Origin of the sequence: Kribbella sp. NPDC056951, assembly GCF_042674205.1 — a bacterium.
Lineage (GTDB): Bacteria > Actinomycetota > Actinomycetes > Propionibacteriales > Kribbellaceae > Kribbella > Kribbella yunnanensis.
Genome location: NZ_JBHUQZ010000009.1, coordinates 40049 through 66687 on the forward strand (window position 1 = coordinate 40049; position 26639 = coordinate 66687).

General features: G+C 67.5%; 20 protein-coding genes, 1 tRNA gene and 1 pseudogene. 19 read left to right on the top strand and 3 right to left on the bottom strand.

Annotation, left to right across the window (positions count from 1 at the left end):
* Nucleotides 1-7 precede the first annotated feature (7 nt).
* The 6 genes from ACFTSF_RS29565 (at nt 8) to ACFTSF_RS29590 (ending at nt 4387) form a co-directional block, all read left to right on the top strand.
* Nucleotides 8-664, top strand: coding sequence for an SCO family protein (locus ACFTSF_RS29565; RefSeq protein ID WP_380157413.1), 657 nt, complete (start codon nt 8-10; stop codon nt 662-664).
* A 17-nt stretch (nt 665-681) separates the two neighbouring features.
* The gene (locus ACFTSF_RS29570; protein WP_344165740.1) at nt 682-1131 is read left to right on the top strand and encodes a MauE/DoxX family redox-associated membrane protein; all 450 of its coding nucleotides are present in this window, start codon (nt 682-684) and stop codon (nt 1129-1131) included.
* A complete protein-coding gene (locus ACFTSF_RS29575; RefSeq protein ID WP_380157415.1) occupies nt 1128-1838 on the top strand; it encodes a DsbA family protein in 711 nt (236 codons plus the stop codon). Before ACFTSF_RS29570 ends, ACFTSF_RS29575 begins: the two co-directional genes overlap by 4 nt.
* Nucleotides 1839-1914: 76 nt before the next feature.
* Nucleotides 1915-2877, top strand: a complete 963-nt coding sequence (gene lgt / locus ACFTSF_RS29580; RefSeq protein WP_380157417.1) for a prolipoprotein diacylglyceryl transferase — start codon at nt 1915-1917, stop codon at nt 2875-2877.
* A complete protein-coding gene (locus ACFTSF_RS29585; RefSeq protein ID WP_380157419.1) occupies nt 2870-3595 on the top strand; it encodes a VIT1/CCC1 transporter family protein in 726 nt (241 codons plus the stop codon). Before lgt ends, ACFTSF_RS29585 begins: the two co-directional genes overlap by 8 nt.
* Nucleotides 3596-3604: 9 nt before the next feature.
* A complete protein-coding gene (locus tag ACFTSF_RS29590) occupies nt 3605-4387 on the top strand; it encodes a hypothetical protein (RefSeq protein WP_380157421.1) in 783 nt (260 codons plus the stop codon).
* On the opposite strand, the gene ACFTSF_RS29595 is transcribed toward ACFTSF_RS29590, so the two are convergent.
* Nucleotides 4351-7245, bottom strand: coding sequence for a tetratricopeptide repeat protein (locus ACFTSF_RS29595; RefSeq protein WP_380157422.1), 2895 nt, complete (start codon nt 7243-7245; stop codon nt 4351-4353). The genes ACFTSF_RS29590 and ACFTSF_RS29595 overlap by 37 nt on opposite strands.
* The gene (locus ACFTSF_RS29600; RefSeq protein ID WP_380157424.1) at nt 7245-8081 is read right to left on the bottom strand and encodes an aminoglycoside phosphotransferase family protein; all 837 of its coding nucleotides are present in this window, start codon (nt 8079-8081) and stop codon (nt 7245-7247) included. Before ACFTSF_RS29600 ends, ACFTSF_RS29595 begins: the two co-directional genes overlap by 1 nt.
* 212 nt (nt 8082-8293) lie before the next feature.
* Here ACFTSF_RS29600 and gltB point away from each other — a divergent pair, with 212 nt between their 5' ends.
* The 13 genes and pseudogenes from gltB (at nt 8294) to ACFTSF_RS29665 (ending at nt 25787) form a co-directional block, all read left to right on the top strand.
* Nucleotides 8294-12829: a glutamate synthase large subunit gene (gene gltB / locus ACFTSF_RS29605; protein WP_380157426.1), complete on the top strand. Its 4536-nt coding sequence runs from the start codon at nt 8294-8296 to the stop codon at nt 12827-12829.
* Nucleotides 12829-14295: a glutamate synthase subunit beta gene (locus tag ACFTSF_RS29610; protein WP_380157428.1), complete on the top strand. Its 1467-nt coding sequence runs from the start codon at nt 12829-12831 to the stop codon at nt 14293-14295. Before gltB ends, ACFTSF_RS29610 begins: the two co-directional genes overlap by 1 nt.
* Before the next feature lie 66 nt (nt 14296-14361).
* Complete coding sequence (locus ACFTSF_RS29615; RefSeq protein ID WP_380157430.1) at nt 14362-15912, top strand: metallophosphoesterase; 1551 nt, start codon at nt 14362-14364, stop codon at nt 15910-15912.
* A 99-nt stretch (nt 15913-16011) separates the two neighbouring features.
* Nucleotides 16012-17463: a pyruvate kinase gene (pyk, locus tag ACFTSF_RS29620; RefSeq protein ID WP_344158770.1), complete on the top strand. Its 1452-nt coding sequence runs from the start codon at nt 16012-16014 to the stop codon at nt 17461-17463.
* Between the two features lie 300 nt (nt 17464-17763).
* Nucleotides 17764-17846, top strand: a tRNA-Leu gene (locus ACFTSF_RS29625).
* 99 nt (nt 17847-17945) lie between these two features.
* Entirely contained in the window at nt 17946-18716 is a 771-nt protein-coding gene (locus ACFTSF_RS29630; protein ID WP_380157432.1) for a transcriptional regulator, read from the top strand.
* 16 nt (nt 18717-18732) lie between these two features.
* Nucleotides 18733-19320 (top strand): response regulator, encoded by a 588-nt coding sequence (locus ACFTSF_RS29635; RefSeq protein ID WP_344158764.1) that lies wholly within the window; start codon nt 18733-18735, stop codon nt 19318-19320.
* 423 nt (nt 19321-19743) lie between these two features.
* Complete coding sequence (locus ACFTSF_RS29640) at nt 19744-20985, top strand: branched-chain amino acid ABC transporter substrate-binding protein (RefSeq protein WP_344158762.1); 1242 nt, start codon at nt 19744-19746, stop codon at nt 20983-20985.
* A gap of 86 nt (nt 20986-21071) precedes the next feature.
* A pseudogene (locus ACFTSF_RS29645) lies at nt 21072-21425 on the top strand (branched-chain amino acid ABC transporter permease); the annotation flags it as partial.
* Nucleotides 21426-22388: a branched-chain amino acid ABC transporter permease gene (locus tag ACFTSF_RS29650; protein ID WP_344158788.1), complete on the top strand. Its 963-nt coding sequence runs from the start codon at nt 21426-21428 to the stop codon at nt 22386-22388. It begins immediately after the preceding pseudogene.
* Nucleotides 22385-24088 (top strand): branched-chain amino acid ABC transporter permease, encoded by a 1704-nt coding sequence (locus tag ACFTSF_RS29655; RefSeq protein WP_380157435.1) that lies wholly within the window; start codon nt 22385-22387, stop codon nt 24086-24088. Before ACFTSF_RS29650 ends, ACFTSF_RS29655 begins: the two co-directional genes overlap by 4 nt.
* Nucleotides 24085-25047 (top strand): ABC transporter ATP-binding protein, encoded by a 963-nt coding sequence (locus ACFTSF_RS29660; RefSeq protein ID WP_380157436.1) that lies wholly within the window; start codon nt 24085-24087, stop codon nt 25045-25047. The genes ACFTSF_RS29655 and ACFTSF_RS29660 overlap by 4 nt, the downstream gene beginning before the upstream one ends.
* A gap of 32 nt (nt 25048-25079) precedes the next feature.
* Nucleotides 25080-25787: an ABC transporter ATP-binding protein gene (locus tag ACFTSF_RS29665; RefSeq protein WP_344158786.1), complete on the top strand. Its 708-nt coding sequence runs from the start codon at nt 25080-25082 to the stop codon at nt 25785-25787.
* An 18-nt stretch (nt 25788-25805) separates the two neighbouring features.
* Here ACFTSF_RS29665 and ACFTSF_RS29670 read toward each other — a convergent pair whose 3' ends face one another.
* Nucleotides 25806-26546, bottom strand: coding sequence for a DUF554 domain-containing protein (locus tag ACFTSF_RS29670; protein ID WP_380157438.1), 741 nt, complete (start codon nt 26544-26546; stop codon nt 25806-25808).
* Between the last annotated feature and the right edge of the window lie 93 nt (nt 26547-26639).

A 26639-nucleotide genomic window follows, 5' to 3' on the forward strand; every position in this document is an offset into this window, starting at 1 on the left:
GCCTGCCGTGAGTCGAACCAGGAACGCGGCGCTTCTGCTAGCCGCGGTGGGGCTGCTTGCCCTCGCGGGCTGCGGCGGTCAGCAGGAGAAGCCGGACAACCCGGGTGGTGCGATCATTCGCACCACCCAGGACCCGAACGGGATGCGCGGGGCGACGCTCGACCAGCCGTACAAGTTGCCCGCGGCCACGCTGACCGACACCGGCGGGAACCCGTTCAACCTGGTCACCTCGACCAAGAAGCCGGTCACGCTGATCTTCTTCGGGTACACGAACTGCCCGGACGTGTGCCCGACGGTGATGGCCGATGTCGCCTCCGCGCTGACCAAGCTCGACGAGTCGGTCCGCAAGCAGGTGCAGGTGCTGTTCATCACCACCGACCCGTCCCGGGACACCGGGCCGGTGATCCGCAAGTACCTGGATCGCTTCGACCCGGCGTTCGTCGGCCTGACCGGCACGTTGCCGTCGATCAAGGACATCGCGCAGGCGGTCGGCGTACCGGTCGAGGGGATGAAGAAGCTGCCGTCGGGTGGCTACGAGGTCGGCCACGGCGCGCAGGTGCTCGGTTTCGGCAAGGACGACAAGGCCACCGTGCTCTGGATGTCGAACGCCGCGATCGGCGACATGGCGCACGACTTCGGGAAGCTGGTCGAGGCCAACCAGTGAAGCTCTGGGTCTCACTGGTGGCACGGTTGGTGCTGGGCGGCGTGATGCTGGTGGCGGGTGCGCTGAAGGTCTCCGATCCGGAGACCGCCGCGCAGGCCGTCCGGGCCTACGAGATCCTGCCGCTCGGCCTGGCCGATCCGGTCGGCTGGGGGCTGCCGTTCCTGGAGATCGCGATCGGGTTGCTGTTGATCCTCGGTTTCGGTGTCCGGCACACCGCGGCCGCCGCGGGTGCTTTCATGGTCGTGTTCATCGCCGCGGTTGCCTCTGCCTGGGCCCGCGGCCTCGCCATCGACTGCGGCTGCTTCGGCGGCGGCGGACGGGTCGATCCCGGCGAGACGAAGTACCTCGAGGAGATCCTCCGCGACGTCGGTCTGCTGCTGCTGGCGATCTGGCTGTGCTTCCGGCCGTCGAGCAGGTTCGCCCTCGAATCCGATCCGAACACCACGACAGGAGACACCGCACCGTGAGCAACACCAATCCGCTGCTGGAGCAGAAGAAGCGGGTCCCGCCCGGCGTCGTCGTGGTGATCGTCCTGGTGCTGGCCCTGCTGGCCCTGCTGGCCGGTGTCGGGTTCCAGTACCTGCGGGGTCACTCCAAGGTCGAGGCCGGCGACCAGCCGCGCTCCGAGCCGGCCGTCATCACCGGGCCGGGCCAGGACGGCAAGGGTGTCACGGTCGGCAAGGCCGGTGCGAAGGCGCAGATCGATCTGTACCTGGACTTCCGCTGCCCGCATTGCGCGGAGTTCGAGGAGATGACCGGGGCAACGGTCGACAAGCTCGTCGCGGACGGTACGGCGACACTCACGTACTGGCCGTTGGCTTTCGTGAACCCGGACGCGTCCCCCCGGCTGGCGAACGCGTTCGCGGCCGCTGCGGCGAACGGCAAGGCTTTGACGTACGCCGACGAGATGTACGGCGACTTCAGCAAGTCCTGGACGAATGACCAGCTGATCGAGCTGGGCAAGCAGCTCGGCATCGGCGACGCGAAGTTCCAGCAGGCGGTCCAGAACAACACCTACGCCGGCTGGGTCGAGTCGGTCGGCAAGGCGGCGGACGCGCGTGGTGTCACCGGTACGCCGACGGTCTTCGTCAACGGCAAGAAGCTGGAGACGAAGGATCTGACGCCGGAGGGCCTGCAGAAGGCGGTCGACGACGCAGCGAAGGCAGCGAGTTGAACTCCACCCCGCGCACGAATCGTGACCCTGGGTTCCTGGCCGCTGGGCTGGGCCGTCGAGTAGCGTTCCGGATGCCATGTCTAGTCTGATCCCCGCCGTGATCGTGCCGGCGTTCATTCCCAGTCCCAGCCAGGGTGTCTGGCATGTCCTCGGCCTGCCGATCCGTGCCTACGCGCTGTGCATCCTGGCCGGGATCTTCGCCGGCTACTGGCTGACCCGCCGGCGCTGGGTCGCTCGCGGCGGCTCGCCGACGGTGCTGTCCGACATCATGTTCTGGGCGATCCCGTTCGGCCTGGTCGGCGCGCGCATCTACCACGTCGCCACCGACGCCGAGCTGTACTTCGGCGAAGGCCGGCACCCGATCGACGCCCTGAAGATCTGGCACGGCGGACTCGGCATCTGGGGCGCGGTCGGCTTCGGCGTCCTCGGCGCCTACCTGGCCTGCCGCCGCGCGAAGGTCCCGTTCCTGCCGGTCCTGGACGCGGTCGCCCCCGGCGTCGCCCTGGCCCAGATCTTCGGCCGCTTCGGCAACTACTTCAACCAGGAGCTCTTCGGCAAGCCGACCACCCGCCCCTGGGGCCTGGAGATCGACCCGGCGCACCGCCCCGACGGCTTCGCCGAGTTCGCCACCTTCCACCCCACGTTCCTGTACGAAGCCGTCTGGAACCTCGGCGTGATGGCCCTGATCATCTTCCTCGGCCGCCGCGTCACCCTCGGCCACGGCCGCGCATTCTTCCTCTACGTCGCCGCCTACTGCGCCGGCCGCGCCTGGATCGAGAACATGCGCATCGACACCGTCAACCACTTCCTGGGCCTCCGCCTGAACGTCTGGACGTCGATCATCCTCTTCGTCCTGGCCGTGGCCGCCCTGGTCATCAGCTTCCGCAAGCACCCCGGCCAAGAAGACATCTCCACCGGCCCCGCCGCCGGCCAACCGGCCGCAGGTGCGCCCGAGGAACCGGTGAGCGAGGAAGCCGTACCGGAGCCGACCACGGAAACCACGAAGCCCGCCGTACCAAATGATGGGGCTCGTGACTGAGGGAGCGCAGGTTTCGGCGGAGCATCACGGTGACCACAAGCACCGGGATGTGAATGGCGGCTGGCTCAGGCCGGCCGTGTTCGGCGCGATGGACGGGCTCGTCTCGAACTTCGCGCTGATCGCCGGGATGGACGGCGGCACCCAGTCCGGCTCCAAGTTCATCGTGCTGGCCGGTCTCGCCGGGCTGGCAGCGGGTGCGTTCTCGATGGCGGCGGGGGAGTACACCTCGGTCGCCTCGCAGCGTGAGCTCGCCCGCGCGGAGATCGAGGTCGAGCGCCTGGAGATCGCCCGGCATCCGATCGACGAAGAGATCGAGCTCGCGGAGACCTACCGCGCCAAAGGTCTCGACCCGGACCTCGCCGAGAAGGTCGCCAAGCAGTTCCACACCGACCCCGACCAGGCCCTCGACGAGCACGTCCGCGAGGAACTCGGCATCGACCGCAACGACCTCCCGAACCCGCTCGTCGCGGCCGGCTCGTCGTTCGTGTGTTTCGCGCTCGGAGCCTTCATCCCGCTCCTCCCGTACCTGCTCGGCGCGACCAACGTCGTACCGGCCCTGATCATGAGCCTCACCGCACTCTTCGCCGCCGGTGCCGTCGTCTCGCGCGTCACCAGCCGCTCGTGGTGGTACTCGGGCCTCCGCCAACTGATCCTCGGCGGCGCGGCCGCGGCGCTCACGTACTTCGTCGGTTCCCTCGTCGGCCCAGGAATCGGCTAACGTCAGCGGGTGTTCCCCGCGAAGATCGACGAGCCACCGGCCACCTACCTGCAGACGATCGGCGAGATCTTCGCCGTCTTCGACGCCCAGGACTCCGGCAACATCTCGTACGGCGTCACTGTCGACGGCCAGCGGTACTTCGTGAAGACCGCCGGCGACCCGGCCGACCTCGAACCGTTCCTTGCCCCGCCGCAGCGTCAGGAACTCCTCCGCCGCGCGGCCGTGCTGGCGGAATCCGTCGAGCACGAACTCCTTCCGGCGTACCACGGTCTGATCGAGTCGCCGTGGGGTCCGGTGCTCGTCTACGAATGGCGTGGCGGCGAACACCTCGGCACCCAGCTCGAGCGCTTCCATGCCCTGTCCGCCGACGAGATCTCCGAGGCGCTGGACCAGCTCTACGACCTGCACGACGTCCTGAGCTCCGCCGGTTGGGTCGAAGGCGACTTCTACGACGGTTCGTTGCTCTACGACTTCGACACCCAGCAGCTGACCGTGATGGACCTCGACGACTACCGGCCAGGTGCCTACAGCAACGACATGGGCCGCATGTTCGGCTCCACCCGCTTCATGGCTCCCGAACAACTCACCCTCGGCGCCGAGATCGACGATCACACGACCGCGTTCGTGATGGCTCGCACCGCACTCGTCCTGCTCTCCGACGGCACCCTCGACCGCGCGGCTTTCCGCGGCTCGAATGCCCAGTACGCCGTACTCGAGAAGGCAGTCACCACCCGCTTCGACAGCTACCAAGCGTTCTACAGCGCCTGGTTGGAAGCCTCCTCGATGACATAACCAAGCTTCGCCTGCAACGCCAGTACGCCGGTCTCCGTCTCGTCGGTCGTCTCCACCCCGACTGCTTGGAGAATCGCGAGCGCATGCTGCCAACCGTGCCGAGCCTCGTGATACCGACCCAGTACGGCGTACGCGTCGGCGCGACCGTCGTGAGCGCGCGCCTGGTCGACCGGCTGGTAGAGGGCGGTAGCCAACTCCAGTGCGCGCTCATGAGCCACCACCGCGGCCTCTGCGTCACCCAGCGCCAGCCGAAGCCGGCCGAGACCCTGGTGAGCCTCCAACTGCCAGTTCCGCGAACCCAAGTCAGTGGCAAGCGCCATGGCCTGCTCCCGATAGGTCATGGCTCGCGTGAGGTCGCCGAGCTGCCGATGCACCTCAGCCAGCCCGTCCACCGACCGGAGCTCGTTGTGGCGGTTGCCATGAGCCCGCGCGTGCTCCAGCGCCTCCTCATAGAACTCGAGCGCCACCCGCGGCTTCCCCATCTGCAGGTGGTCGTGGGCGATCCCCGCGAGCAGTTTGCCGACCATGCGATGCCCGACGGACTGCGCGATCGCGAGAGCCTGTTGCGTGTAGTCGAGAGCAGCGGTGGTGTCTCCGCGCTTGGTATGGATCCACCCGATGGCGTTCAGCACGTCCAGCTGACAGTCACGATCAGCAGAGGCCCAGGCGAGCCGGAGTGCGATCTCCAGCTCGGTCAGTGCCGCGTCGTTGCGGTCCCGCAGTGCGAGCACGATGCCCAGGCCCCGCCTGGCCTGTACCTCGCCTTGGCTGTAGTCCCCGGCGCCGGCCAACGCTTCCTCGAAGGCGGCGGTCGCAGCGGTGTAGGACCCCTGGAGCCGCAGACACTCACCAAGCCTGAGCAGCAAGTCGGTTCTGGTCTCGGAGTCGTTGGTGACAGCGAGCGCACGCCGGTGCAGGTCTTCGAGTGCTGTGGACCGACCGAGTGTGCGCAGATACAGGTACAGGCTGCCGGACAGGTGCACAGTGCACTCGGCCTCGGTCGGCAACTGCAAGAGCGTGGGGAGCTCCGCCTTCAGCCAGGACTGTGCGGCCTCCGCCGTGTCGATGATTGGGGCCAGCCCGTGCGACACCTCTGCGACCTGCGGATAGATCTGCGCTGCGGCCTCGGACGCGCCCTGGCAGTAGTACGCCACCAATCGAGCCAACGCCGTACGTCGGTCTTTGTCTTCGCTGCCGACTCGGATGGCGTGCTCCCGGACGAGGTCGTGGAACTGGTAGCGACCGGGGGAGGGCTCGTTGAGCAGGTGAACCTCCAGCAACCGCTCCAAGCACCTGCCCGCATCCGGGGAATCCAGCAGCGCGGCAGCTGAAGCCGTACCGAAGTCGCCGCCCGGGTGCAGCCCCAGCAGGCGATACGCCCGCCGAAGCGGCGCATCCAGTTCGCGATAGGACAACCCGATCGCAGCAGCCACACTGCGCGGACCCGACGCCAGCTCCGACAGCCGATGCTCCTGCAACCGTTCGAGCAGGTCCTCCGGGCGCCAGGAAGCATGGGTCCGCAACCGCGCCGCCGAGATGCGGATCGCCAACGGCAACCGCCCGCACTGCTCGACAACCTCAGCCAGTACGCCGGGTGCCGTCGTCGCGACCCGGTCCCTTCCGACCACCCGCGTGAACAGCTCGACCGCATCGGACTGCGACAGCGTGTCGAGGGAGACGGTCACGTCCAGGTCGAGCCCCGACAACCGGTGCCGACTCGTCACGAGTACGCCGCAGCCCGCCGTACCGGGGAGCAACGGACGCACCTGATCCTCGCCAGACGCGTTGTCGAGCACAATCAACACCCGGCGGCCCGCGAGCACGCTTCGCAACAGACCGGCGCGGTCATCCACGTTCTCCGGCGTCCGCTCAAGCGGTACCCCAAACGCCTGCAGCAACCGCCCCAGAACCTCACCAGCCGGCACAGCGGCCACTCCGTCGGTGTGCCCGTGCAAGTCGATGAACACCTGCCCATCGGGATACCGAGCCGCGAGCCGATGCGCCACGTGCACAGCCAGCGCAGTCTTCCCGACCCCCGCCATCCCGTCGATCGCTGCAAGCGCGCCTGCCCCAGTGAGCGCCGCCAACTCATCCTCCCGACCGACAAACCCCGGCACCTCCACCGGCAACGACCGCGGCGTCCCAGGCTCGATCTCTCCTGACCCATGCAGCTTGGCGTCGCTCCCGAGCAACTCCGCATGCAGCGCTTGCAACTCAGCACCGACCCCGACACCCAGCTCATCCGCGATCCGAGCCCGCACCACGTCGTACAGCCCAAGCGCCTCCGCCGACCGCCCACTCCGAGCCAGCCCACGCAGCAACCGGATCCACAACGACTCCCGAAGCGGATGCTGAGCCGCCAACTCCCGCAACTCAGCCAGTAACCCACTACTCGGCTCCACCGCATCCGCCCGCCGCTCAACCGCAGCCAGCCGCAACTCCTCCAACCGCGGCACCACAGTCGACGTCAGCCACTCCGACCGCGCATCCACAAACGGCTGCCCAGTCCACACCCGCAACGCCCCAGCGTCATCCCCATCCCGCAGCAACCGCTCAAACCGCAGTACGTCGACCTGCTCCGCCGGAACCGCCAACACATACCCACCAGCCGCCGTCCGCACCACGTCAGCCCCCACCGCACTCCGCAACCGCGCAATCAACGTATGCACGCTCTGCGGCACCCGCTCCGGCAGCTCAGCCCCCCAAACCCGCTCAGCCAACGCCTCAACCGAAACCTGCTCACCCGCCGACAACGCCAACACCGCCACCACCGTCCGAAGCCGCCACCCCCGCAACTCAGCCGGCACCCCATCCACCACCACCCGCACAGCCCCAAACAGCCGAACATCAATCACCATCAGCCCTCCACAGCCTCAGCAACGACATCCGCCAGCCGCACAAGCCGCTCGACGTGATCACCAGGCTCCGGCTGCCCCAACGACCAAGCCGCTCGCGCAACCGCCGTCACCGCAGCCGTCAGGACCGTGCCCCGCCGAACCACCTCAGCATCACCCACCCGATACGCAGCCACCAGTTTCTCCAGCGGATGGTCCGTGGACAGCAGCAGATACCCGAGGTCGAATCCCACCGGCCCGATCCCGAACTGCTCCCAGTCCGTCGCGATCACCACGTCGCCGTCGCGCCCCAACAGGTTCAGCGGATGGAAGTCGCCGTGCACCAGCGTCTGCGGCAGCCGATCGAGCTCGGCCAGCACCGCGTGCCGCCGACTCCACAGTCGCGCGCCAGAACGCCGTACCGGCTCCGGAACGACCGCTGCACTCTCCAGTGCGACCCAACCACCGCGCCCCTCGTCGTTGGCCAACCGATCCCGCAGCACCTGCCGCGCGAACCAGTCCGCAGGCTCCAGTGCGTTCGCACCGAACCGCCCAAGCGCCGAGGCCGCGTCAATCACCTCGACCGCACCGCCGTCGATCGCTTCGGTCCACAGCGTGATGCCGTCCGGATCGTGCTCGACCCGGAAGCAGCGTGGCGCGCGTAGCCCGGTGGTTGTTTCGAGAAGGCGGCTGACGGCGACCTCGGCCTGTCGCCGCCAGTAGGTGTAGTGCGCCGGGTTCTCGGCACCGGGCAGGAGTCGCTTCACGACGAGTCCGTCGGGGGTGCGCCAGACTCCGCCGTTGGAGATGCCGGAGCCCGGGGTCAGTGGGCTCCAGGTGCTGTCCGGCTGCCAAGGCACACGTGCAGATGTACCACTGGGCGGGCTCATCGGGGATGATGGGTCACGGAGTGAGCGCTTGCTTACTGGGCGTGACTGTGGAAAGTGAAAGGCGTGTGACGGTGGAATGTCTGTCCACCTGTCGGGCGTCATGAGGTAGTCTCGGGACACCCGGCTTGGGCCAATGTTGTCCCGCGGCCAGTTGTTGACCGTAGGACGACGGGAGCCCCTGAATGTATGGTCGCGCCCTCCCAAGCAACCACCACCGCCCAGCTGAGGGTCTTTACGACGGACGGCACGAGCACGATGCGTGTGGCGTTGCGTTTGTTGCGACTCTGACCGGTGAACCCAGCCACGACATCGTGGCGAAGGCTTTGACCGCCCTGCGCAACCTCGAGCACCGTGGTGCCTCCGGTGCGGAACCGGATTCCGGCGACGGCGCCGGCATTCTGATCCAGGTGCCGGATGCGTTCTACCGGAAGGTGTGCGACTTCGAGTTGCCGGTCGCGCGTGCTTACGCGACCGGGATCGCGTTCCTGCCGGCCGATGCCGACGATGCCGCGAAGGCGATCGCGCGGATCGAGGAGCTGGCGGCCGAGGAGCAGCTGACGGTGCTGGGCTGGCGCGACGTGCCGACCACGCCGGAGCTGCTCGGCAGTACGGCGCGTTCGGTGATGCCGACGTTCAAGCAGCTGTTCGTGGCTGCGAGTGCGGGGCGGGTGCTGGGTCTGGCGCTGGAGCGGATGGCGTTCCGGCTGCGGAAGCGGGCCGAGAAGGAGACCGAGACCTACTTCCCGTCGCTGTCCGGCCGGACCATCACCTACAAGGGGATGCTGACCACCGACCAGCTGGACAAGTTCTTCCCCGAGCTGACCGACCCCGACTTCGCTTCGGCGATCGGCGTCGTGCACAGCCGGTTCTCCACCAACACGTTCCCGTCCTGGCCGTTGGCCCACCCGTATCGGTACATCGCTCACAACGGTGAGATCAACACCGTCCAGGGCAACCGGAACTGGATGCGCGCCCGCGAGGCACTGCTCTCCAGCGAAGTGATCCCTGGCGACCTCGAACAGCTCTACCCGATCTGTACGCCGGGTGCTTCGGACTCGGCGTCGTTCGACGAGGTGCTCGAGTTGCTGCACCTCGGTGGTCGTTCGCTACCGCACGCGATGCTGATGATGATCCCGGAGGCGTGGGAGAACGCCGCCACGATGGATCCGAAGCAGCGTGCGTTCTACGAGTTCCACTCGACCGTGATGGAGCCCTGGGACGGACCGGCCTCGGTCGTGTTCTCGGACGGCACCAAGGTCGGCGCGGTGCTCGACCGCAACGGTCTGCGCCCCTCGCGCTACTGGGTGACCGAGGACGGCCTCGTCGTACTGGCTTCCGAGGCCGGTGTCCTGGACATCGACCCGGCGACGGTGACCGAGAAGGGCCGGCTCGAGCCGGGCCGGATCTTCCTCGTCGACGTCGAGGCGCATCGGATCGTCACCGACGCCGAGGTGAAGAACGCGCTGGCCGCCGAGAACCCGTACGACGAATGGCTGCACGGCGGGCTGATCCGGTTCGAGGACCTGCACGAGCGTGAGCACGTCGTGCACAGCCACGCGTCGGTGACGCGGCGCCAGCAGGTCTTCGGGTACACCGAGGAAGAGCTGCGCGTCATCCTCACCCCGATGGCGAAGGCCGGCACCGAGCCGATCGGCTCGATGGGTACGGACACGCCGATGGCGATGCTCAGCGACCGGTCCCGGCCGCTGTTCGACTACTTCGCGCAGCTGTTCGCCCAGGTCACCAACCCGCCGCTGGACGCGATCCGCGAGGAGCTCGTCACCTCGCTGTCGTCGAGCCTCGGCCCGGAGTCCAACCTGTTGAACCCGGGCCCGGCGTCCTGCCGTCAGGTGGTGATCCCGTTCCCGGTGATCACCAACGACGAGCTCGCGAAGCTCCGCCACATCAACCTCGACGGTGACATGCCGGGCCTGGCCACCACGGTCCTGCGCGGTGTGTACGACGTCGAGGGTGGCGGCGAAGCGCTCAAGGCACGGCTCGACGAGATCTGCGCCGAGGCCGACGCCGCAATCCGGGACGGTGCGCGCATCGTCGTACTGTCCGACCGGCACTCGAACGCCGACAGCGCGCCGATCCCGTCGCTGTTGCTGACCGCTGCCGTGCACCACCACCTGGTCCGCGAGAAGACCCGCACCCAGGTCGGTCTGGTCGTCGAGGCCGGTGACGTCCGCGAGGTCCACCACGTCGCGCTCCTGATGGGGTACGGCGCGGCTGCCATCAACCCGTACCTCGCACTGGAGTCGGTCGAGGACCTGTGTCGTCGCGGCACCTACCTGCCGGGGATCGAGCCTGAGCAGGCCGTCCGCAACGTCGTGAAGTCGCTCGGCAAGGGCGTGCTCAAGGTGATGTCGAAGATGGGTGTGTCGACGGTCGCGTCGTACACGGGTGCCCAGATCTTCGAGGCCAACGGCCTGTCGCCGGAGCTGGTCGAGCAGTACTTCACCGGTACGTCGTCGAAGCTCGGCGGCATCGGCCTGGACACGATCGCCGAGGAGGTCCGGCAGCGGCACCTGAAGGCGTACCCGGCCGACGGCATCCTGACCGCGCACCGCAAGCTCGAGGTCGGCGGCGAGTACCAGTGGCGGCGTGAAGGTGAGCCGCACCTGTTCGACCCCGAGACCGTGTTCCGGTTGCAGCACAGCACCCGCAGCGGGCGGTACGACATCTTCAAGCAGTACACCGCGGGTGTCGATGAGCAGTCCGAGCGGCTGATGACGCTGCGCGGCCTGTTCGCGTTCAAGGACCGCGAGCCGATCGCGATCGACGAGGTTGAGCCGGTCAGCGAGGTCGTCAAGCGGTTCTCCACCGGTGCGATGAGCTACGGCTCGATCAGCGCCGAGGCGCACACCACGCTCGCGATCGCGATGAACCAGCTCGGCGCCAAGTCGAACACCGGTGAAGGTGGCGAGGACTCCGAGCGTCTGCACGATCCTGCCCGGCGCAGCTCGATCAAGCAGGTCGCGTCCGGACGGTTCGGCGTCACGTCGGAGTATCTGACGAACTCCGACGACATCCAGATCAAGATGGCGCAGGGTGCCAAGCCCGGTGAGGGTGGTCAGCTCCCCGGTAACAAGGTGTACCCGTGGGTCGCGAGCACCCGGCACTCGACGCCCGGCGTCGGCCTGATCTCGCCGCCCCCGCACCACGACATCTACTCGATCGAGGATCTCGCGCAGCTGATCCATGACCTGAAGAACGCCAACCCGCAGGCCCGCATCCACGTGAAGCTGGTCTCCGAGGTCGGCGTCGGCACGATCGCGGCCGGCGTCTCCAAGGCGCACGCGGACGTCGTACTGATCTCCGGGCACGACGGCGGTACCGGTGCGGCACCGCTGACCTCGCTCAAGCACGCGGGTGGTCCGTGGGAACTCGGTCTGGCCGAGACGCAGCAGACGCTGTTGCTCAACGGGCTGCGCGACCGGATCGTCGTACAGACCGATGGTCAGCTGAAGACCGGCCGGGACGTGATCATCGCGGCCCTGCTGGGCGCGGAGGAGTATGGGTTCGCCAGCGCTCCGCTGGTGGTGTCGGGCTGCATCATGATGCGCGTCTGCCACCTCGACACCTGCCCGGTCGGCGTCGCCACCCAGAACCCGGTACTGCGGGAGCGGTTCTCCGGGAAGCCGGAGTTCGTGGTCAACTTCTTCGAGTTCATCGCCGAAGAGGTCCGCGAATACCTGGCGGAGCTCGGTTTCCGGACCCTGGACGAGGCGATCGGTCACGCCGAGGTGCTCGACATCAAGCGCGCGGTCGACCACTGGAAGGCCGACGGTCTCGACCTGACGCCGATCCTGCACGTGCCGTCGCTGCCCGAGGGCGCGTCGCGGCACCAGGTGATCAAGCAGGACCACGGCCTCGACAAGGCCCTGGACAACGAGCTGATCCGGATCTGCCAGCCCGCGCTGGAGAACGGCGAACCGGTCCGGGCCCAGCTCGCGATCCGCAACGTCAACCGGACCGTCGGCACGATGCTCGGTCACGAGATCACCAAGCGGTACCGCGCGGCCGGGCTGGCCGACGGCACCATCGACCTCACCTTCACCGGATCGGCCGGCAACTCGTTCGCCGCCTTCGTCCCGCGCGGTGTCACGCTGCGCCTCGAAGGCGACGCCAACGACTACGTCGGCAAGGGCCTGTCCGGTGGCCGCGTGGTCATCCGCCCGGACCGGCACGCCCGGTTCGACGCGGCCGACCAGATCATCGCCGGCAACGTCATCGCGTACGGCGCGACGTCCGGTGAACTGTTCATCAGTGGTGGCGCCGGGCAACGGTTCTGTGTCCGGAACTCCGGAGCCACCGCGGTCGTCGAAGCGGTCGGCGACCACGCCTGCGAATACATGACCGGCGGGCGCGTCGTCGTACTGGGCGCGACCGGACGGAACTTCGCAGCGGGCATGTCGGGCGGCGTGGCCCACGTGCTCGACCTGGACCGGTCGCTGGTGAACCCGGAGCTGGTCGACCTGCTCCCGCTCACCGCGGACGAGTCCGAACTGTTGCAGGACTTGGTACGGCGGCATCACGAGGAGACCGGATCGGAACGGGCGGCCAAGCTGCTCGCCGACTGGACCGCTGCCGCCGCCAGGTTCACCACGGTGATGCCCCGCGACTACGCCCGCGTCCTGGCAGCCAAGGCGGCTGCCGAACGCGACGGGCTGGACGAGGACGCCACCACGCGAGCGATGATGGAGGCCATCTGATGGCTGACCCCAAGGGTTTTCTCACCACTGGTCGTGAGGTCGCCGCGCGGCGTCCGGTCACCGAGCGGTTGCAGGACTGGAAAGAGGTCTACCCCGGTGGACCCGGCAAGGCGCTGCTGCCGATCATCACCAAGCAGGCCGGCCGTTGTATGGACTGCGGGATCCCGTTCTGTCACAGCGGCTGCCCGCTGGGCAACCTGATCCCGGAGTGGAACGACCTGGTCTGGCGCGACGACTGGTCGTCGGCGATCGAGCGGTTGCACGCCACCAACAACTTCCCGGAGTTCACCGGTCGGCTCTGCCCTGCGCCCTGCGAGACCTCGTGTGTGCTCGGCATCAACCAGGACCCGGTCACGATCAAGAACGTCGAGGTCGCGATCATCGACAAGGCCTGGGAGACCGGGCACGTCCAGCCGCAGCCGCCGGAATGGCTGACCGGCAAGACGATCGCGGTCGTCGGTTCCGGCCCGGCCGGGCTGTCCGTTGCTCAGCAGCTGACGCGGGCCGGTCACACGGTCGCGGTCTACGAGCGCGCCGAGGCGCCGGGCGGGTTGCTGCGGTTCGGCATCCCCGAGTTCAAGATGGAGAAGGAACAGGTCGACCGCCGGATCCAGCAGATGAAGGAAGAGGGGACCGTCTTCCGCTCCGGCGTCAACGTCGGCGTGGACGTCACCGGGACCCAGCTCAAGCAGCGGTACGACGCCGTCGTGATCGCGACTGGTGCCACCGCGGCTCGTGATCTGCCGGTGCCCGGCCGGGAGTTCGGCGGCATCCACCAGGCGATGGAGTACCTGCCGCAGGCCAACCGGGTCGCCCTCGGCAAGACCGTCGAGGACCAGATCGTTGCCACCGGCAAGGACGTCGTCATCATCGGTGGCGGTGACACCGGGGCCGACTGCCTCGGTACGGCGCACCGACAGGGCGCTCGCTCGGTCACCCAGCTCGAGATCATGCCCCGGCCCGGTGACGAACGGCCCGCCGGACAACCGTGGCCGACGTACCCGATGATCTACCGGGTCGCCTCCGCGCACGAAGAGGGCGGCGACCGCGTGTACGCCGTCTCCACGGTGAACTTCGAAGCCGATGCCGACGGCAACGTCGCCGGGCTGAACCTGGTCGAGGTGAAGTTCGAGGGCGGCAAGTTCAACCAGGTCGAAGGCTCGGAGCGAACCATCCCGGCGCAGCTCGTGCTGCTGGCGATGGGCTTCCTCGGCCCGGAGCGCGAAGGCTTCCTCGAGCAGCTCGGCGTCGAACTCGACGAGCGCGGCAACGTCAAGCGGGACAAGAACTACCACACCTCCGTCGAAGGCGTCTTCGCCTGCGGCGACGCCGGCCGCGGCCAGTCCCTGATCGTCTGGGCCATCGCCGAAGGCCGCTCCTGCGCCAACGGCGTCGACACCCACCTCACCGGCTCGTCCACCCTTCCCACCCCGATCCCACCCACCGCTCGCCCCCTCGCGGTCTGACGGCGTTCATCCGATCGGGTACCCAGCTTGGGTACCCGATCTGGAACAGCCCGATAGGTTGGTGGTGTGGGTAGGCGGTTGGTGACGCGGAAGCGGGTCCAGGCGGTGGCGCCGTGGGCCGGGCTGGTCGTGCTGTGGGCGGCGACCACGATGCTGGTCGGGGCGCTGGGGTTCTCGAACGACTCCGAGCGGGTCACGATCGGGGCGCACGCGGCAACGATCTCGCCGACGTTCGACGGTCATGCGACGCTCGATCTCGGGGCGGTGCTACCGCGGTTGCGGATCGCGACCGACACACCGGGCGGGGTCGGTGTGAACGTCGACGTACAGGAGACTGACGCCGACAACCTCACCGAGCTGCTCAACCGTGACGCCCTGATCGCCTCGCAACCCGACGGTGAGATCGCCCGGATCCAGCAGGTCATCCAGGAGATGGCTGTCGACAATCTGGTCGCCGGGGCTGGTTCCGGGTTGCTGGTGGTCGTGGTGGTGGCGACGTTGTGGACCTCACTCGGTCGTCGGCGGCGCCGCGAGTTGTGGGACTACGTGCACACGCACGAACGGCGGTTCGAGCACCGGGCCCTCGTCGTACTGGTCGCGATGCTGATCACGATCGCGTCGATCTTCGGACCCGGACGGATGCGTACGGCGGAGGTCCCGCCGACCGAGTGGCGGCCGCTGTCCGAGCTGCTGCCGCAGTTGTCGCTCGATCCGCGGTTGAAGAAGGTCGAGGTCGCGTCCGGGTTCTCCACCACCGGCGGGGTGGGCGTAATCAAGACGGCGGTCGAGACATACGAGCGTTCCACCGAGTTCTACGGGCGGTTGCGGGATCAGGTCCCGCGGGTCGGCGGGCGGATCCACCAGGCGACGGAGAACGAGACCGTCGCGCTGCTGGTCTCGGACCGGCACGACAACATCGGGATGGACCCGGTCGCGGCCGAGGTCGCGAAGGTGGCCGGCGCGAAGGTGCTGATCGACGCCGGGGACGACTCGTCGTCCGGGCAGTCGTGGGAGGTGTTCAGCATCCACTCGCTGCGGGAACACTTCAAGGACCTCAAAGTGGTCGCCGTCGCCGGGAACCACGACGCCGGCGGACACATCGAGGACGCGATGCGGAAGAACGGCTTCACCGTCCTCGACAGCAAGCCGGTCGAGGTCGAGGGGATCCGGTTCCTGGGCGACAGCGACCCGACCAAGACCGGGCTCGGCAGCGCGGACAGCCCCGGCGACGAAACGATCGCCGAGCAGTCCAAGCGGCTCGCCGACGTCGCCTGCGAGCAGCCCGACGACAAGCGGATCTCGACAATGGTCGTCCACGACCCCTCGTCGTACGCCGAAACGGCCGCCCGGGGCTGCGCGACACTCCTGTTGTCCGGACATCTGCACCGGCAGGTCGGCCCAGAGACGAAGGTCGTCGACGATCGGCCGGTCACGACGTACACGAACGGGACGACCGGGGGAGCGGCGTACGCGTTCGCGCTCGGCTACACGCTGCGGCGGCCGGGGGAGATGACGCTGGTCACCTATACCGACGGCAAGCCGATCGGCCTGCAGACGGTCACGGCCGGGCTGGCCGGCGAAATCACCGTCGGGCCCTACACCCCCTTGCCTTCCTGACGTTTCAGCCTTCGCGGCGCCTTGTCATGAGGAGTTAACCCGCCAGTAACGGGGGTGGACCAGCGGCGCAGTGGTCTTGTAGGAGTAGGGTTTTGTGACGTGCGTCGCGCAAAGATCGTTTGTACGCTCGGCCCGGCTACGGCCGCCCCCGAGCGCATCCTGGAACTCGTCCAAGCCGGTATGGACGTGGCTCGTCTCAACCTGAGCCACGGTGCCCATGCCGAGCACGAGCGGATCTATCAGCGGATCCGTACCGCCGCCGCGGAGACCGGCAAGAACGTCGGCATCCTGGTCGACCTGCAGGGTCCGAAGATCCGGCTGGCCGAGTTCGCCGAAGGCAAGGTCACGCTGACCTACGGCGAGCGCTTCACCATCACCACCCGGGAGGTGCCGGGTGACGTGACCATCTGCGGAACGACGTACGACGGTCTGCCCGGTGACGTGAAACCCGGCGACCAGCTGCTCATCGACGACGGCCGGATCGGGCTCGTCGCCGAGGAGGTGACCGCGACCGACGTGATCTGCCGCGTCACCGTGGGCGGCCCGGTGTCGAACCACAAGGGCATCAACCTGCCCGGCGTCGCGGTCAGCGTGCCGGCGCTGTCCGAGAAGGACGTCGAGGACCTGCGCTGGGCCCTGCACCTGCCCGCCGACATGATCGCGCTGTCCTTCGTCCGGGACGCCGCCGACATCGCCCTCGTGCACAAGATCATGGACGAGGAGGGCCTCCGGGTCCCCGTCATCGCCAAGATCGAGAAGCCGCAGGCGGTCGCGAACCTCGACGAGATCATCGAGGCCTTCGACGGCTTCATGGTCGCCCGCGGTGACCTCGGCGTCGAGCTCCCGCTCGAAGAGGTCCCGCTGGTCCAGAAGCTGATCATCGACCAGGCCCGCCTGAACGCCAAGCCGGTGATCGTCGCCACCCAGATGCTCGAATCGATGATCTCCGCCCCCCGCCCGACCCGCGCCGAGGCCTCCGACGTCGCCAACGCCGTCCTCGACGGCGCCGACGCCGTCATGCTCTCCGGCGAGACCAGCGTCGGCCGCTTCCCGATCGAGACCGTCAACACGATGGCCCGCATCGTCGAGTCCACCGAGGAACACGGCCTCTCCCGCGTCAAGGAAATCGAGTGGGAACCCCGCACCAAGGGCGGCGTCATCGCCCGCGCCGCGGCCGACGTAGCCGAGCGCCTCGACGCCAAACTCCTGGTCGCCTTCACCCAGTCCGGTGACACAGCCCTGCGCCTGGCCCGCTACCGCACCGAAATCCCGGTCCTGGCCTTCACCCCCGTCCCCTCGGTCAGCTCCTGGCTGTCGGTCGTCTGGGGCATCGAAACCCACATCGTCCCCACCGTCGACCACACCGACGAGATGGTCCGCCAGGTAGACCAGCGCCTCCTGGAACTGGGCAAACTCAAAAAGGGCGACCTGGTAGTCATCGTCGCTGGCTCCCCGCCGTCGATCCCCGGCTCCACCAACGCCCTCCGAGTCCACCGAATGGGCGACGCCATCGAAGGCATCGCCCCGGCCTACCGGACGCCCAACCCGTAGAACGATCGAGCAAAAGCCAAGAAAAGAAGAAGTGCAGAAGAGCTAACTACAAGAATTTAGATAGCTGTGGCTGAGGTAGGCGGTCAGGTGGCCGCCTACCTCAGCTGTTTGAGGGCCACCTGCGCGATGGCCGGGCTGCTGAAGCCACCGGCTTCCTCGACGCCCACAGGCGGCGACTCGGCACCCGTCGGCGACCTGACAGCCGCGGGCGCGACGACGATTTCGGCCTGATCAGTGCCGGTCGGGGAGTCGATTTTCGGAACCGCAGATAGTGCGGTTACAGTATGCGTGCAGGACCTTGCCGAGTTGGCGGAACGGCATACGCGATGGTCTCAAACACCATTGCCCGCAAGGGCTTGTGGGTTCGAATCCCACACTCGGCACCGTGAAGAGCCGGACTCATGCTTTGTGAGTTCGGCTCTTGCATTTGAGCTCGGCTCTGGGGTTGCCGAAACTGTCGGTGGGGTTCGAGAGCATGTGGCATGGGGCACATCAGGTCGCAGGAGACAGTTGATTCCGCGTTGCGGATGTCGGACAACGGGGTCAGCGATCGCGCTAACGCAGAGATACATGGCGTTGCCATCAAGACGATCCGGCGGTGGCGGCGGCTGTACCAGCGGCGTGGACTGCCGCGCGGGACTGCGTTCCAGGGAACGCCTTGTCCTCGGTGTGATGGTGCGGAGCTGGATGAGTCGGCGTACGCGTTGTTGCTGGGGTGGTACTTGGGGGACGGGCATCTGGCGCGCGCCCGGCGGGGTGTGTTCACGTTGCAGATTGCGAACGACGCCAGGTATGCCGATCTCAATCGGGAGATCGCCGAGACGATCATTCGGGTGAAGCCGACCGCGAGCCCCGTTCCGCGGCAGCGTCCTGGTGCGATCATGACCGAGGCTCGGTGGAAGCACTGGCCTTGTTTGTTTCCGCAGCATGGGGTGGGGCGCAAGCACGAGCGGAAGATCGAGTTGGTGGATTGGCAGTTGGAGATCGTTGCCAGGTACCCCGAGCAGCTGTTGAGGGGGCTGTTCCATTCGGACGGGAGCCGGTTCGTCAACTGGGCGAGCAAGTCCGACGGCCGACGGTACTTCTACATCCGGTACTGGTTCTCCAACGAGTCCGAGGACATCCGGAAGATTCTGACGGACACGCTGGACGTGCTCGGCATTCCGTGGCGGCAGCCTCGGGTGAACGGGATCGCTGTCAGCCGGAAGGAAGGTGTCGAGAGGCTTGACACGTTTGTGGGGCCTAAGTCGTAGGTGGCGGGTCGATACAGTGGCCCTTGTGACTGCTAAGCGTGTGGTGATCGCTGAGGACGAGGCGTTGATCCGGATGGATCTGGCCGAGATGCTGGCCGAGGAGGGGTACGACGTCGTCGGGCAGGCGGGGGATGGCGAGGAGGCCATTCGGCTGGCTGCTGAGCATCGGCCGGATCTGGTGATTCTGGATGTGAAGATGCCGAAGCTGGACGGGTTGAGTGCGGCGGAGAAGATCGCGGGGGAGCGGATCGCGCCGGTGCTGATGCTGACGGCGTTCTCGCAGCGGGAGCTGGTGGAGCGGGCTCGGGACGCGGGGGCGATGGCTTATCTGGTGAAACCGTTCTCCAAGGCTGATCTGTTGCCGGCGATCGAGATCGCCGCGTCGCGGTACGTCGAGCTGGCGGAGCTGGAGCGGGAGGTCGCGGATCTGGCGGAGCGGCTGGAGACGCGGAAGCTGGTGGACCGGGCGAAGTCGGTGCTGCAGACGAAGTTCGGGTTGTCGGAGCCGGATTCGTTCCGGTGGATCCAGAAGACGGCGATGGACAAGCGGGTGTCGATGCGGCAGGTGGCCGAGCTCGTGGTGGACGAGGCCGGCGGCAACTGAGCGGGCGAGCGGCCAACCAGACAACCGGATCCGGTACTCCGGGGCTGGTTGCCGAGGGCATCCACCCGGCGACTGCCCGTCCGGGCGGGCGCCGGCGGGGGCGGACGGGCGGCGTACCGGGGGTTCGGCGCGCCGGACGGGCACGGATTGTCACCCGAAGGTGATGACTGGTGAAGATTTGTCACGGACCGTGCCGGAGGTGGCCTGTCGAAACCGGCCAGTCTTCACGCAAACGGGATGAAGAACTGACGCTGTGTCATCATCCTGCCGCTGGGACAGTTCTCAGATTGCAAGATGGTACTTACAGCTGTAACGACCTCACAACACAGCCAGTGCGCTGTTCGCTTGGGAGCATTCGGCGGTCTAACCTGCGGATGCTCGCGGCAAACGCGGGAGTCCGGGGATCGGCCGGACTATCCAGACATGGGAGGAACAGTGCACCAGCGTTCCGTAGTAAGGGTCGGCGCGTCGCTGATCGTTGCGTCGTTGGCCCTGACTGCCTGCGGTTCTCGCAGTGGCGGTGACAATGGCGGGGGGACTGGCGGCAGCACCAAGACCGCCAAGATCGGCATCATCGCGCCGCTGTCGGGTGACCTGTCGGCGCTGGGCCTCGGTATCCAGCACTCCGTCGAGCTGGCCATCAAGCAGGCCAACGACACCAACGCGATCCCGGGCTGGAAGCTCGAGGCCGTGCCGAAGGACGACGAGGGCAAGACCGAGCCGGGCAAGAACGCGGCCACCGCGCTGGCCGGCGACAAGGACGTCATCGGCGTCGTCGGCACGCTGAACACCAGCGTCGCCCAGCAGGTCCAGCCGGTGCTCGACCCGAAGCACATCGTCCAGGTCTCGCCGGCCAACACCGGCCCCGGCCTGACCCAGGGTGCGGCGTGGCAGACGGCGCCGAAGCGGCCGTACACCAACTACTTCCGCACCTGCACGACCGACGCGGTTCAGGGCCCGTTCGCGGCCCGGTACCTGTTCGAGACCGCGAAGATCACCAAGGTCGCCACGATCCACGACAAGAAGGCCTACGGCCAGGGTCTGGTCGGCACCTTCACCGACGAGTTCAAGAAGCTCGGCGGCCAGATCGTCGCGGCCCAGACGGTGAACCCGGACGACACCAACTACAGCGCGGTCATCTCGGCGATCAAGCCGTCCGGCCCGCAGGCCGTCTACTACGGCGGCGAGTACCCGCAGGCCGGTCCGCTCTCGCAGCAGATGAAGGCCGCCGGCCTGAACGTCCCGCTGATGGGCGGCGACGGCATCAAGGACCCGAAGTACATCACCCTGGCCGGTAAGAACGCCACCAACGACCTCTCGACGTCCGTCGGTGCGCCGACCGACTCGACCGAGGCCGGCAAGAAGTTCCTGGCCGACTACAAGACGGCCGGCTACAAGGAGGACTCCGCTGCGTACGGCGGTTACTCCTACGACGCGGCCAACGCGATCATCAACGCCCTGAAGACGTCGCTGGCCGGCGCTTCGGACGTCGAGTCGGCGCGTCAGAAGACTGTCGATGCCCTCGGCAAGGTTTCGTTCGACGGTGTGACCGGCAAGGTCGCGTTCGACCAGTACGGCGACAGCACCTCCAAGGTGCTGACCGTCTACAAGGTCGACGCGGGCGCGTGGGCGACCGTGGAGACGAAGGCTTTCGAGACCAAGTAAGCAAGGTCGACCTCATGTTCTCGGGGGTGGGAGAAGATCCTCCCGCCCCCGAGGCATGTCGTAACTGAGGTAGTTGGGAGGTCGACGTGGACCAGTTCTTCCAGCAGCTCGTCAATGGGCTGACCCTGGGATCGCTGTACGCCCTGATCGCCGTCGGGTACACCGTCGTCTACGGCATCGTGCAGCTCATCAACTTCGCCCACGGCGAGGTGTTCATGATCGGTGCGTTCGGCGCACTGACCACTTATCTGTTGTTCTTCGACGGCAAGACCTCGGTCTGGATCCTGCCGGTGATGATGCTCGGCGCGATCATCGCGTCGGTCGGCACCGCGGTGCTGATGGAACGTGTCGCGTACCGTCCCCTGCGGAACGCGCCACGACTGGCACCACTGATCACCGCGATCGGTATCTCGGTGTTCCTGCAGGAGTTCATCCGGCTGATGTACGACCAGCCCGCGTGGACCGTCGTCGTGTTCGCCGGCGGCGCGCTGGCACTCGGGTACGTCGTGGGTGGGCGGCCCGGCCGTCCGAACCTGAACCACCCGGTGACGAAGTGGCTGGACCGGGCCCCGTTGCTCGGTGCCGCGACCGGCGCCGTCGTACTGTGGATCGTCGCCCGGCTCGTCGAGCGGGAGCTGAGCGTGCTGCTCGTTCCTGGCGTCGTGATCGTCGGCGCCGCGGTCGGTACCGTCGTCGGTTGGTTGCTGTCGATCGCGGTCCGGAACAAGGCCCGGGTCGAGACCGGTATCCAGCCGATCGTGCTGGCTGCGGTCACCGCCGTGGCGGCGGCCGAGATCGGCTGGGTGCTGTGGCGGACGCTCATCACTCACGTCGAGTGGCCGAGTGCCAAGCAGAGCATCCCGTTCCCGCAGATCGACGTGGTCTCCGGTACGGCGCTCTCTGTCGGCGGAGTCACGATCCAGCGCTCGGCGATCTTCACGGTCGCCGCACTCGCGATCTGTGCGATCGTGCTGTGGTTCTTCATCAACCGGACCCGCGTCGGCCGCGGTATGCAGGCCGTCTCGCAGGACCCGGACACCGCTCGCCTGATGGGTATCAACGTCGACCGGATCATCGTGGTCGCGTTCGCCCTCGGTGCTGTGCTCGCTGCGATCGCAGGTGTATCGCAGGGACTGCAGAACAGCAACATCCAGTACCGGATGGGCTTCCTGGCCGGTCTGAAGGCGTTCACCGCCGCCGTGCTGGGCGGTATCGGCAACATCTACGGCGCGGTCGTCGGTGGCCTCGTCCTCGGTGTGGTCGAGGCGATGGCGACGCAGTACATCCCGGGCCAGTTCGGTGGTAGTACCTGGAAGGACGTCTGGGCGTTCGTGATCCTGATTCTGGTTCTGGTGTTCAGGCCGCAGGGCCTGCTGGGCGCGAGGGTGGTGGACCGCGCATGACCGACGTACAGACACAGCCTCCGGCAGCGCCGGAGGTGGCGGGCCCGCCCAAGGGCCGTCCGTTCGCGTGGCCGCTCGGCCTGGCCGGCGCCGTCCTGGTGATCTTCGGATCGTGCCTGTCCTGGAGCTACGACGGCTCGATCCTGAACGATCTGTCGATCGACCTCTATCCCGGTGGCCTGCAGATCCTGGCGATCATCGTCGCCGTGGTGGCGCTGGTGCTGCTGGTGGCCGACAAGGGCAAGCTCGGTTGGTGGCTGGACACGACCGCCGGTCTGCGCGCGCTCGGGTCCGGGCTGGCACTGTTCATGGTGCTGACCCTGGCGGCGATCAGCGTCGAGTCCGACGGTCTGATCAACGTCAACCCCGGCGGGTACATCTCGCTGGTGGGCGCGCTGCTGCTCGCGGTGGCGGCCTGGCTGATGCCGTTGCGGCACGGGCTGCGCGACATGAGCAAGGCGAAGTCGCCGGCCTGGGCCGAGATCCTCGCGATCGCGCTGCTGATGGCGGCGCTGCTGTTCACGGCGGCGTACGCGCTCGGCCTGGACGACGCCTGGTTGTTCATCCTCTGCCTGGTCTTCATCGCGACGGTCGCGGTCGCGCTGTTCCGGGTCGGGGCGATGAGCTGGATCAGTCATGCCGGGCAGCGGCACCGCAAGGTGCTGACGCTGGCGTCGTTCGCGGTGGCGTTCCTGTTCCCGTTCACGCAGGACGGGTCGGACGCGAACATGTCGATCGCGACCTCGGTGCTGGTCTTCGCGGCCACCGCGATGGGTCTGAACATCGTGGTCGGTCTGGCCGGTCTGCTCGACCTCGGGTACATCGCGTTCCTGGGTTCGGGTGCGTACGTCGCGGCGACCCTCTCGGAGTCGGCGTTCGCGACGATCGGCTGGAAGCCGCCGTTCCTGGTGGTCGTCCTGGTCGGTGCCTGTGTCGCGGCCCTGCTGGGTCTGGTGATCGGTTCGCCGACACTGCGCGTCTCGGGTGACTACCTGGCCATCGTGACGCTGGGCTTCGGTGAGATCTTCCGGTTCGCGATGTTCAACCTGGACGGCAACAACGGCCCGAACCTGACCAACGGGCCGAACGGTATCCCCGGTATTCCGGACCTGGTGCTGTTCGGCTGGGACTTCGGCGCCACCCGGCACCCGTTCGGGTTCGAGATCACCCGGTTCTCGAACTACTACTTCCTGCTGCTGATCCTGACCGGCGGCGTCATCCTGGTCTTCTCCCGGCTGAACAGCAGCCGGATCGGACGCGGCTGGGTGGCGATCCGGGAGGACGAGAAGGCCGCCGAGGCGATGGGTGTGAACGTCTTCGGCCTGAAGCTGCTGGCGTTCGCGGTCGGTGCGTTCCTGGCCGGTCTGGCCGGCACTATCAAGGCGCACCAGGACGGCGCGGTCAGCCCCGACCAGTACATCTTCCTGGAGTCGGCGTTCCTGCTCGCCGCGATTGTGCTCGGCGGTATGGGCACCATCGCCGGTGTGTTGCTGGGAGCAACGATCCTGAAGCTGCTGCCGGAGAAGCTGCGGTTCTTCTCGGAGTACCGGCTGTTGCTGTTCGGCATCACGCTGGTGCTGATGATGCGCTTCCGGCCCGAGGGCCTGGTGGCGAGCAGGCGGCGGCAGCTCGAGTTCCACGAAGAGGACGAGCAGCTCGCCGATGAGGTCGAGCACCAGCTCGTCGAGGAGGCCAAATGACCGTCACGGAATCCCGTCCGGCCGCTCCGGCGGTCGGCGGGCCGGTACTCGAAGCCTCCGGCGTCACCATGCGGTTCGGTGGTCTGCTGGCGGTCAACAACGTGAATCTGACCGTTCGCGAGGGCGAGATCGTCGGTCTGATCGGCCCGAACGGCGCTGGCAAGACGACGTTCTTCAACTGCCTCACCGGCCTCTACAAGCCGACCAGCGGGCAGGTCCGGTTCGCCGGCGTACCGCGGAAGGCCCCGGTGGCGCCGAAGCGGAAGAAGGTCAAGCCGGGACAGCCGGTGCCGCCGGAGGCCGCCGTACAGGTGCCGGGGTTGCCGCCGCTGTCGCCGTTGCCGCCCAAGCCGCGCGCCGTGGTGCGCGCGGGGATGGCCCGGACGTTCCAGAACATCCGGCTGTTCGCGAACATGACCGCGCTGGAGAACGTGATGGTCGGCCGCTACAGCCGGACCAGCGCGGGCGCGCTCACCTCGGTCCTGCACGGGCCGAAGTTCCGTCGCGAGGAGGCAGCCACCCGGGCGCGGGCCCAGGAGCTGCTCGACTTCGTCGGTCTCGGCCGGTCGACCGAGCACCTGGCCCGGAACATGCCGTACGGCGATCAGCGGCGGCTCGAGATCGCGCGGGCGCTGGCCACCGACCCGAAGCTCATCCTGCTGGACGAGCCGACGGCCGGTATGAACCCGCAGGAGACCCGGCAGGCGATGGACCTGATCTTCAAGATCCGGGACTCGGGCCTGTCGGTCGTGGTGATCGAGCACGACATGCGGTTCATCTTCAACCTCTGCGACCGGGTGCTCTGCCTGGTCCGGGGCGAGACCCTGATCGAGGGCACCCCGGGTGAGGTGCAGTCCGACCCGCGCGTCATCGAGGCCTATATCGGCACCGGTGAGGACGACGACGAGGACGAGGAGGACCGTCCGCAGGACGACGTCACCGAGGAGGCGAAGCCATGACGGATTCCGCAGAGGAGAAGCCGCTCTCGGCGATGCTCGAGGTGCGGAACCTGGAAGTTGCCTACGGCAAGATCGTGGCCGTGAAGCAGATCAGCTTCAGTGTCGAGCAGGGGCAGGTGGTGTCGCTGATCGGCACCAACGGCGCCGGTAAGACGACCACGCTGCGGACGATCTCGGGGCTGCTCCGGCCGACCCAGGGCGAGATCTGGTTCCAGGGCGAGCGGATCGACAATGTCGCGGCCCATGACATCGTCACCCGCGGGCTGGCGCACTCGCCGGAGGGCCGGCGGATCTTCCCGCGGCTGACCGTCGAGGAGAACCTGCTGCTCGGCGCGTTCGCGCGCCGCGACCCGGCCGGTGTCCGCACCGACCTGGACTCGGCGTACGACCTGTTCCCGATCCTGGGGGAGCGGCGCAAGCAGCCGGCCGGAACGTTCTCCGGTGGCGAGCAGCAGATGCTGGCGATGGGCCGGGCGATGATGAGCCGGCCGAAGCTGATGATGCTGGACGAGCCGTCGATGGGTCTGTCGCCGATCATGATGAAGCGGATCATGTCGACGGTGACCGAGCTGCAGCGGCAGGGCACCACGATCCTGCTGGTGGAGCAGAACGCCCAGGCCGCCCTGAAGCGGGCGGACTACGGCTACGTGCTGGAGGTCGGTCAGATCAAACTGTCCGGCACCGGGCGCGAGCTCCTGGTCAACGACGACGTACGCAAGGCGTACCTCGGAGAAGACTGATCGCTTGTCTCTCCTCGTTCAGTTGCGGATCACAACCAGCAGCTGAACGAGGAGGGGCGCGACAATCAGTGCCGGCAGCATGTCGGCGACGGCGATCTGCTTGATCTTCAGCAGTCGCAGCGCAACGCCGATCAGCATCACGCCGCCGGTCGCGCCGAGCGCGGTCACGTGGGCCTCCGGCAGGATGTCACCCAGTACGGCGCCCACCGCGGTCATCAACCCTTGAATGACCAGTACGACGAGGGCCGACGCCATCACGCCCCAGCCGAGTGACGCCGCGAAGGCGATCGAGGCGAACCCGTCCAGCACCGCCTTGAGGAACAGCTGGTCCGCGCCACGACCGAGCCCGTCGGACAACGCACCGAGGAAGGTCAGCGGCCCGACGCAGAAGACCATTGACGCGGTAACAAAGCCTTCGACGAAAGTGCTTTCCCCGTCGCTGCGACGGAACCGGTGCTGCAGCCACGCACCGAAACCCTCCAGCCGCTGCTCGATCCGGAGTAGCGACCCCGTGATGCCGCCGATCAGCATCGCGCCGAGCACGATCAGGACCGGCGCACTGCTGCCGACCGCATCGCTGAGCGCCTTGGCGCCCACGGTGAGTGCCGAGGTGATCGCGATCAGCAGCGTCACCAGGCCGAGTGCGTCGGTGACCAGATCGCGGGTCCGGTGACTGAGTCGATGCCCGACGAGTACGCCGAGTGTCGACCCGGCCAGAACCGTTGCAACGTTGACGACTGTGCCGATTCCGGCGAACAAAGCAGCTCTCCGCTCACTCTCCCGGGCGCAGCTTTGCAAGTGACCCTGGAGGGCCTACTGTTGCGCGAGGACGAGCGTATCGGGCCCGTCCCG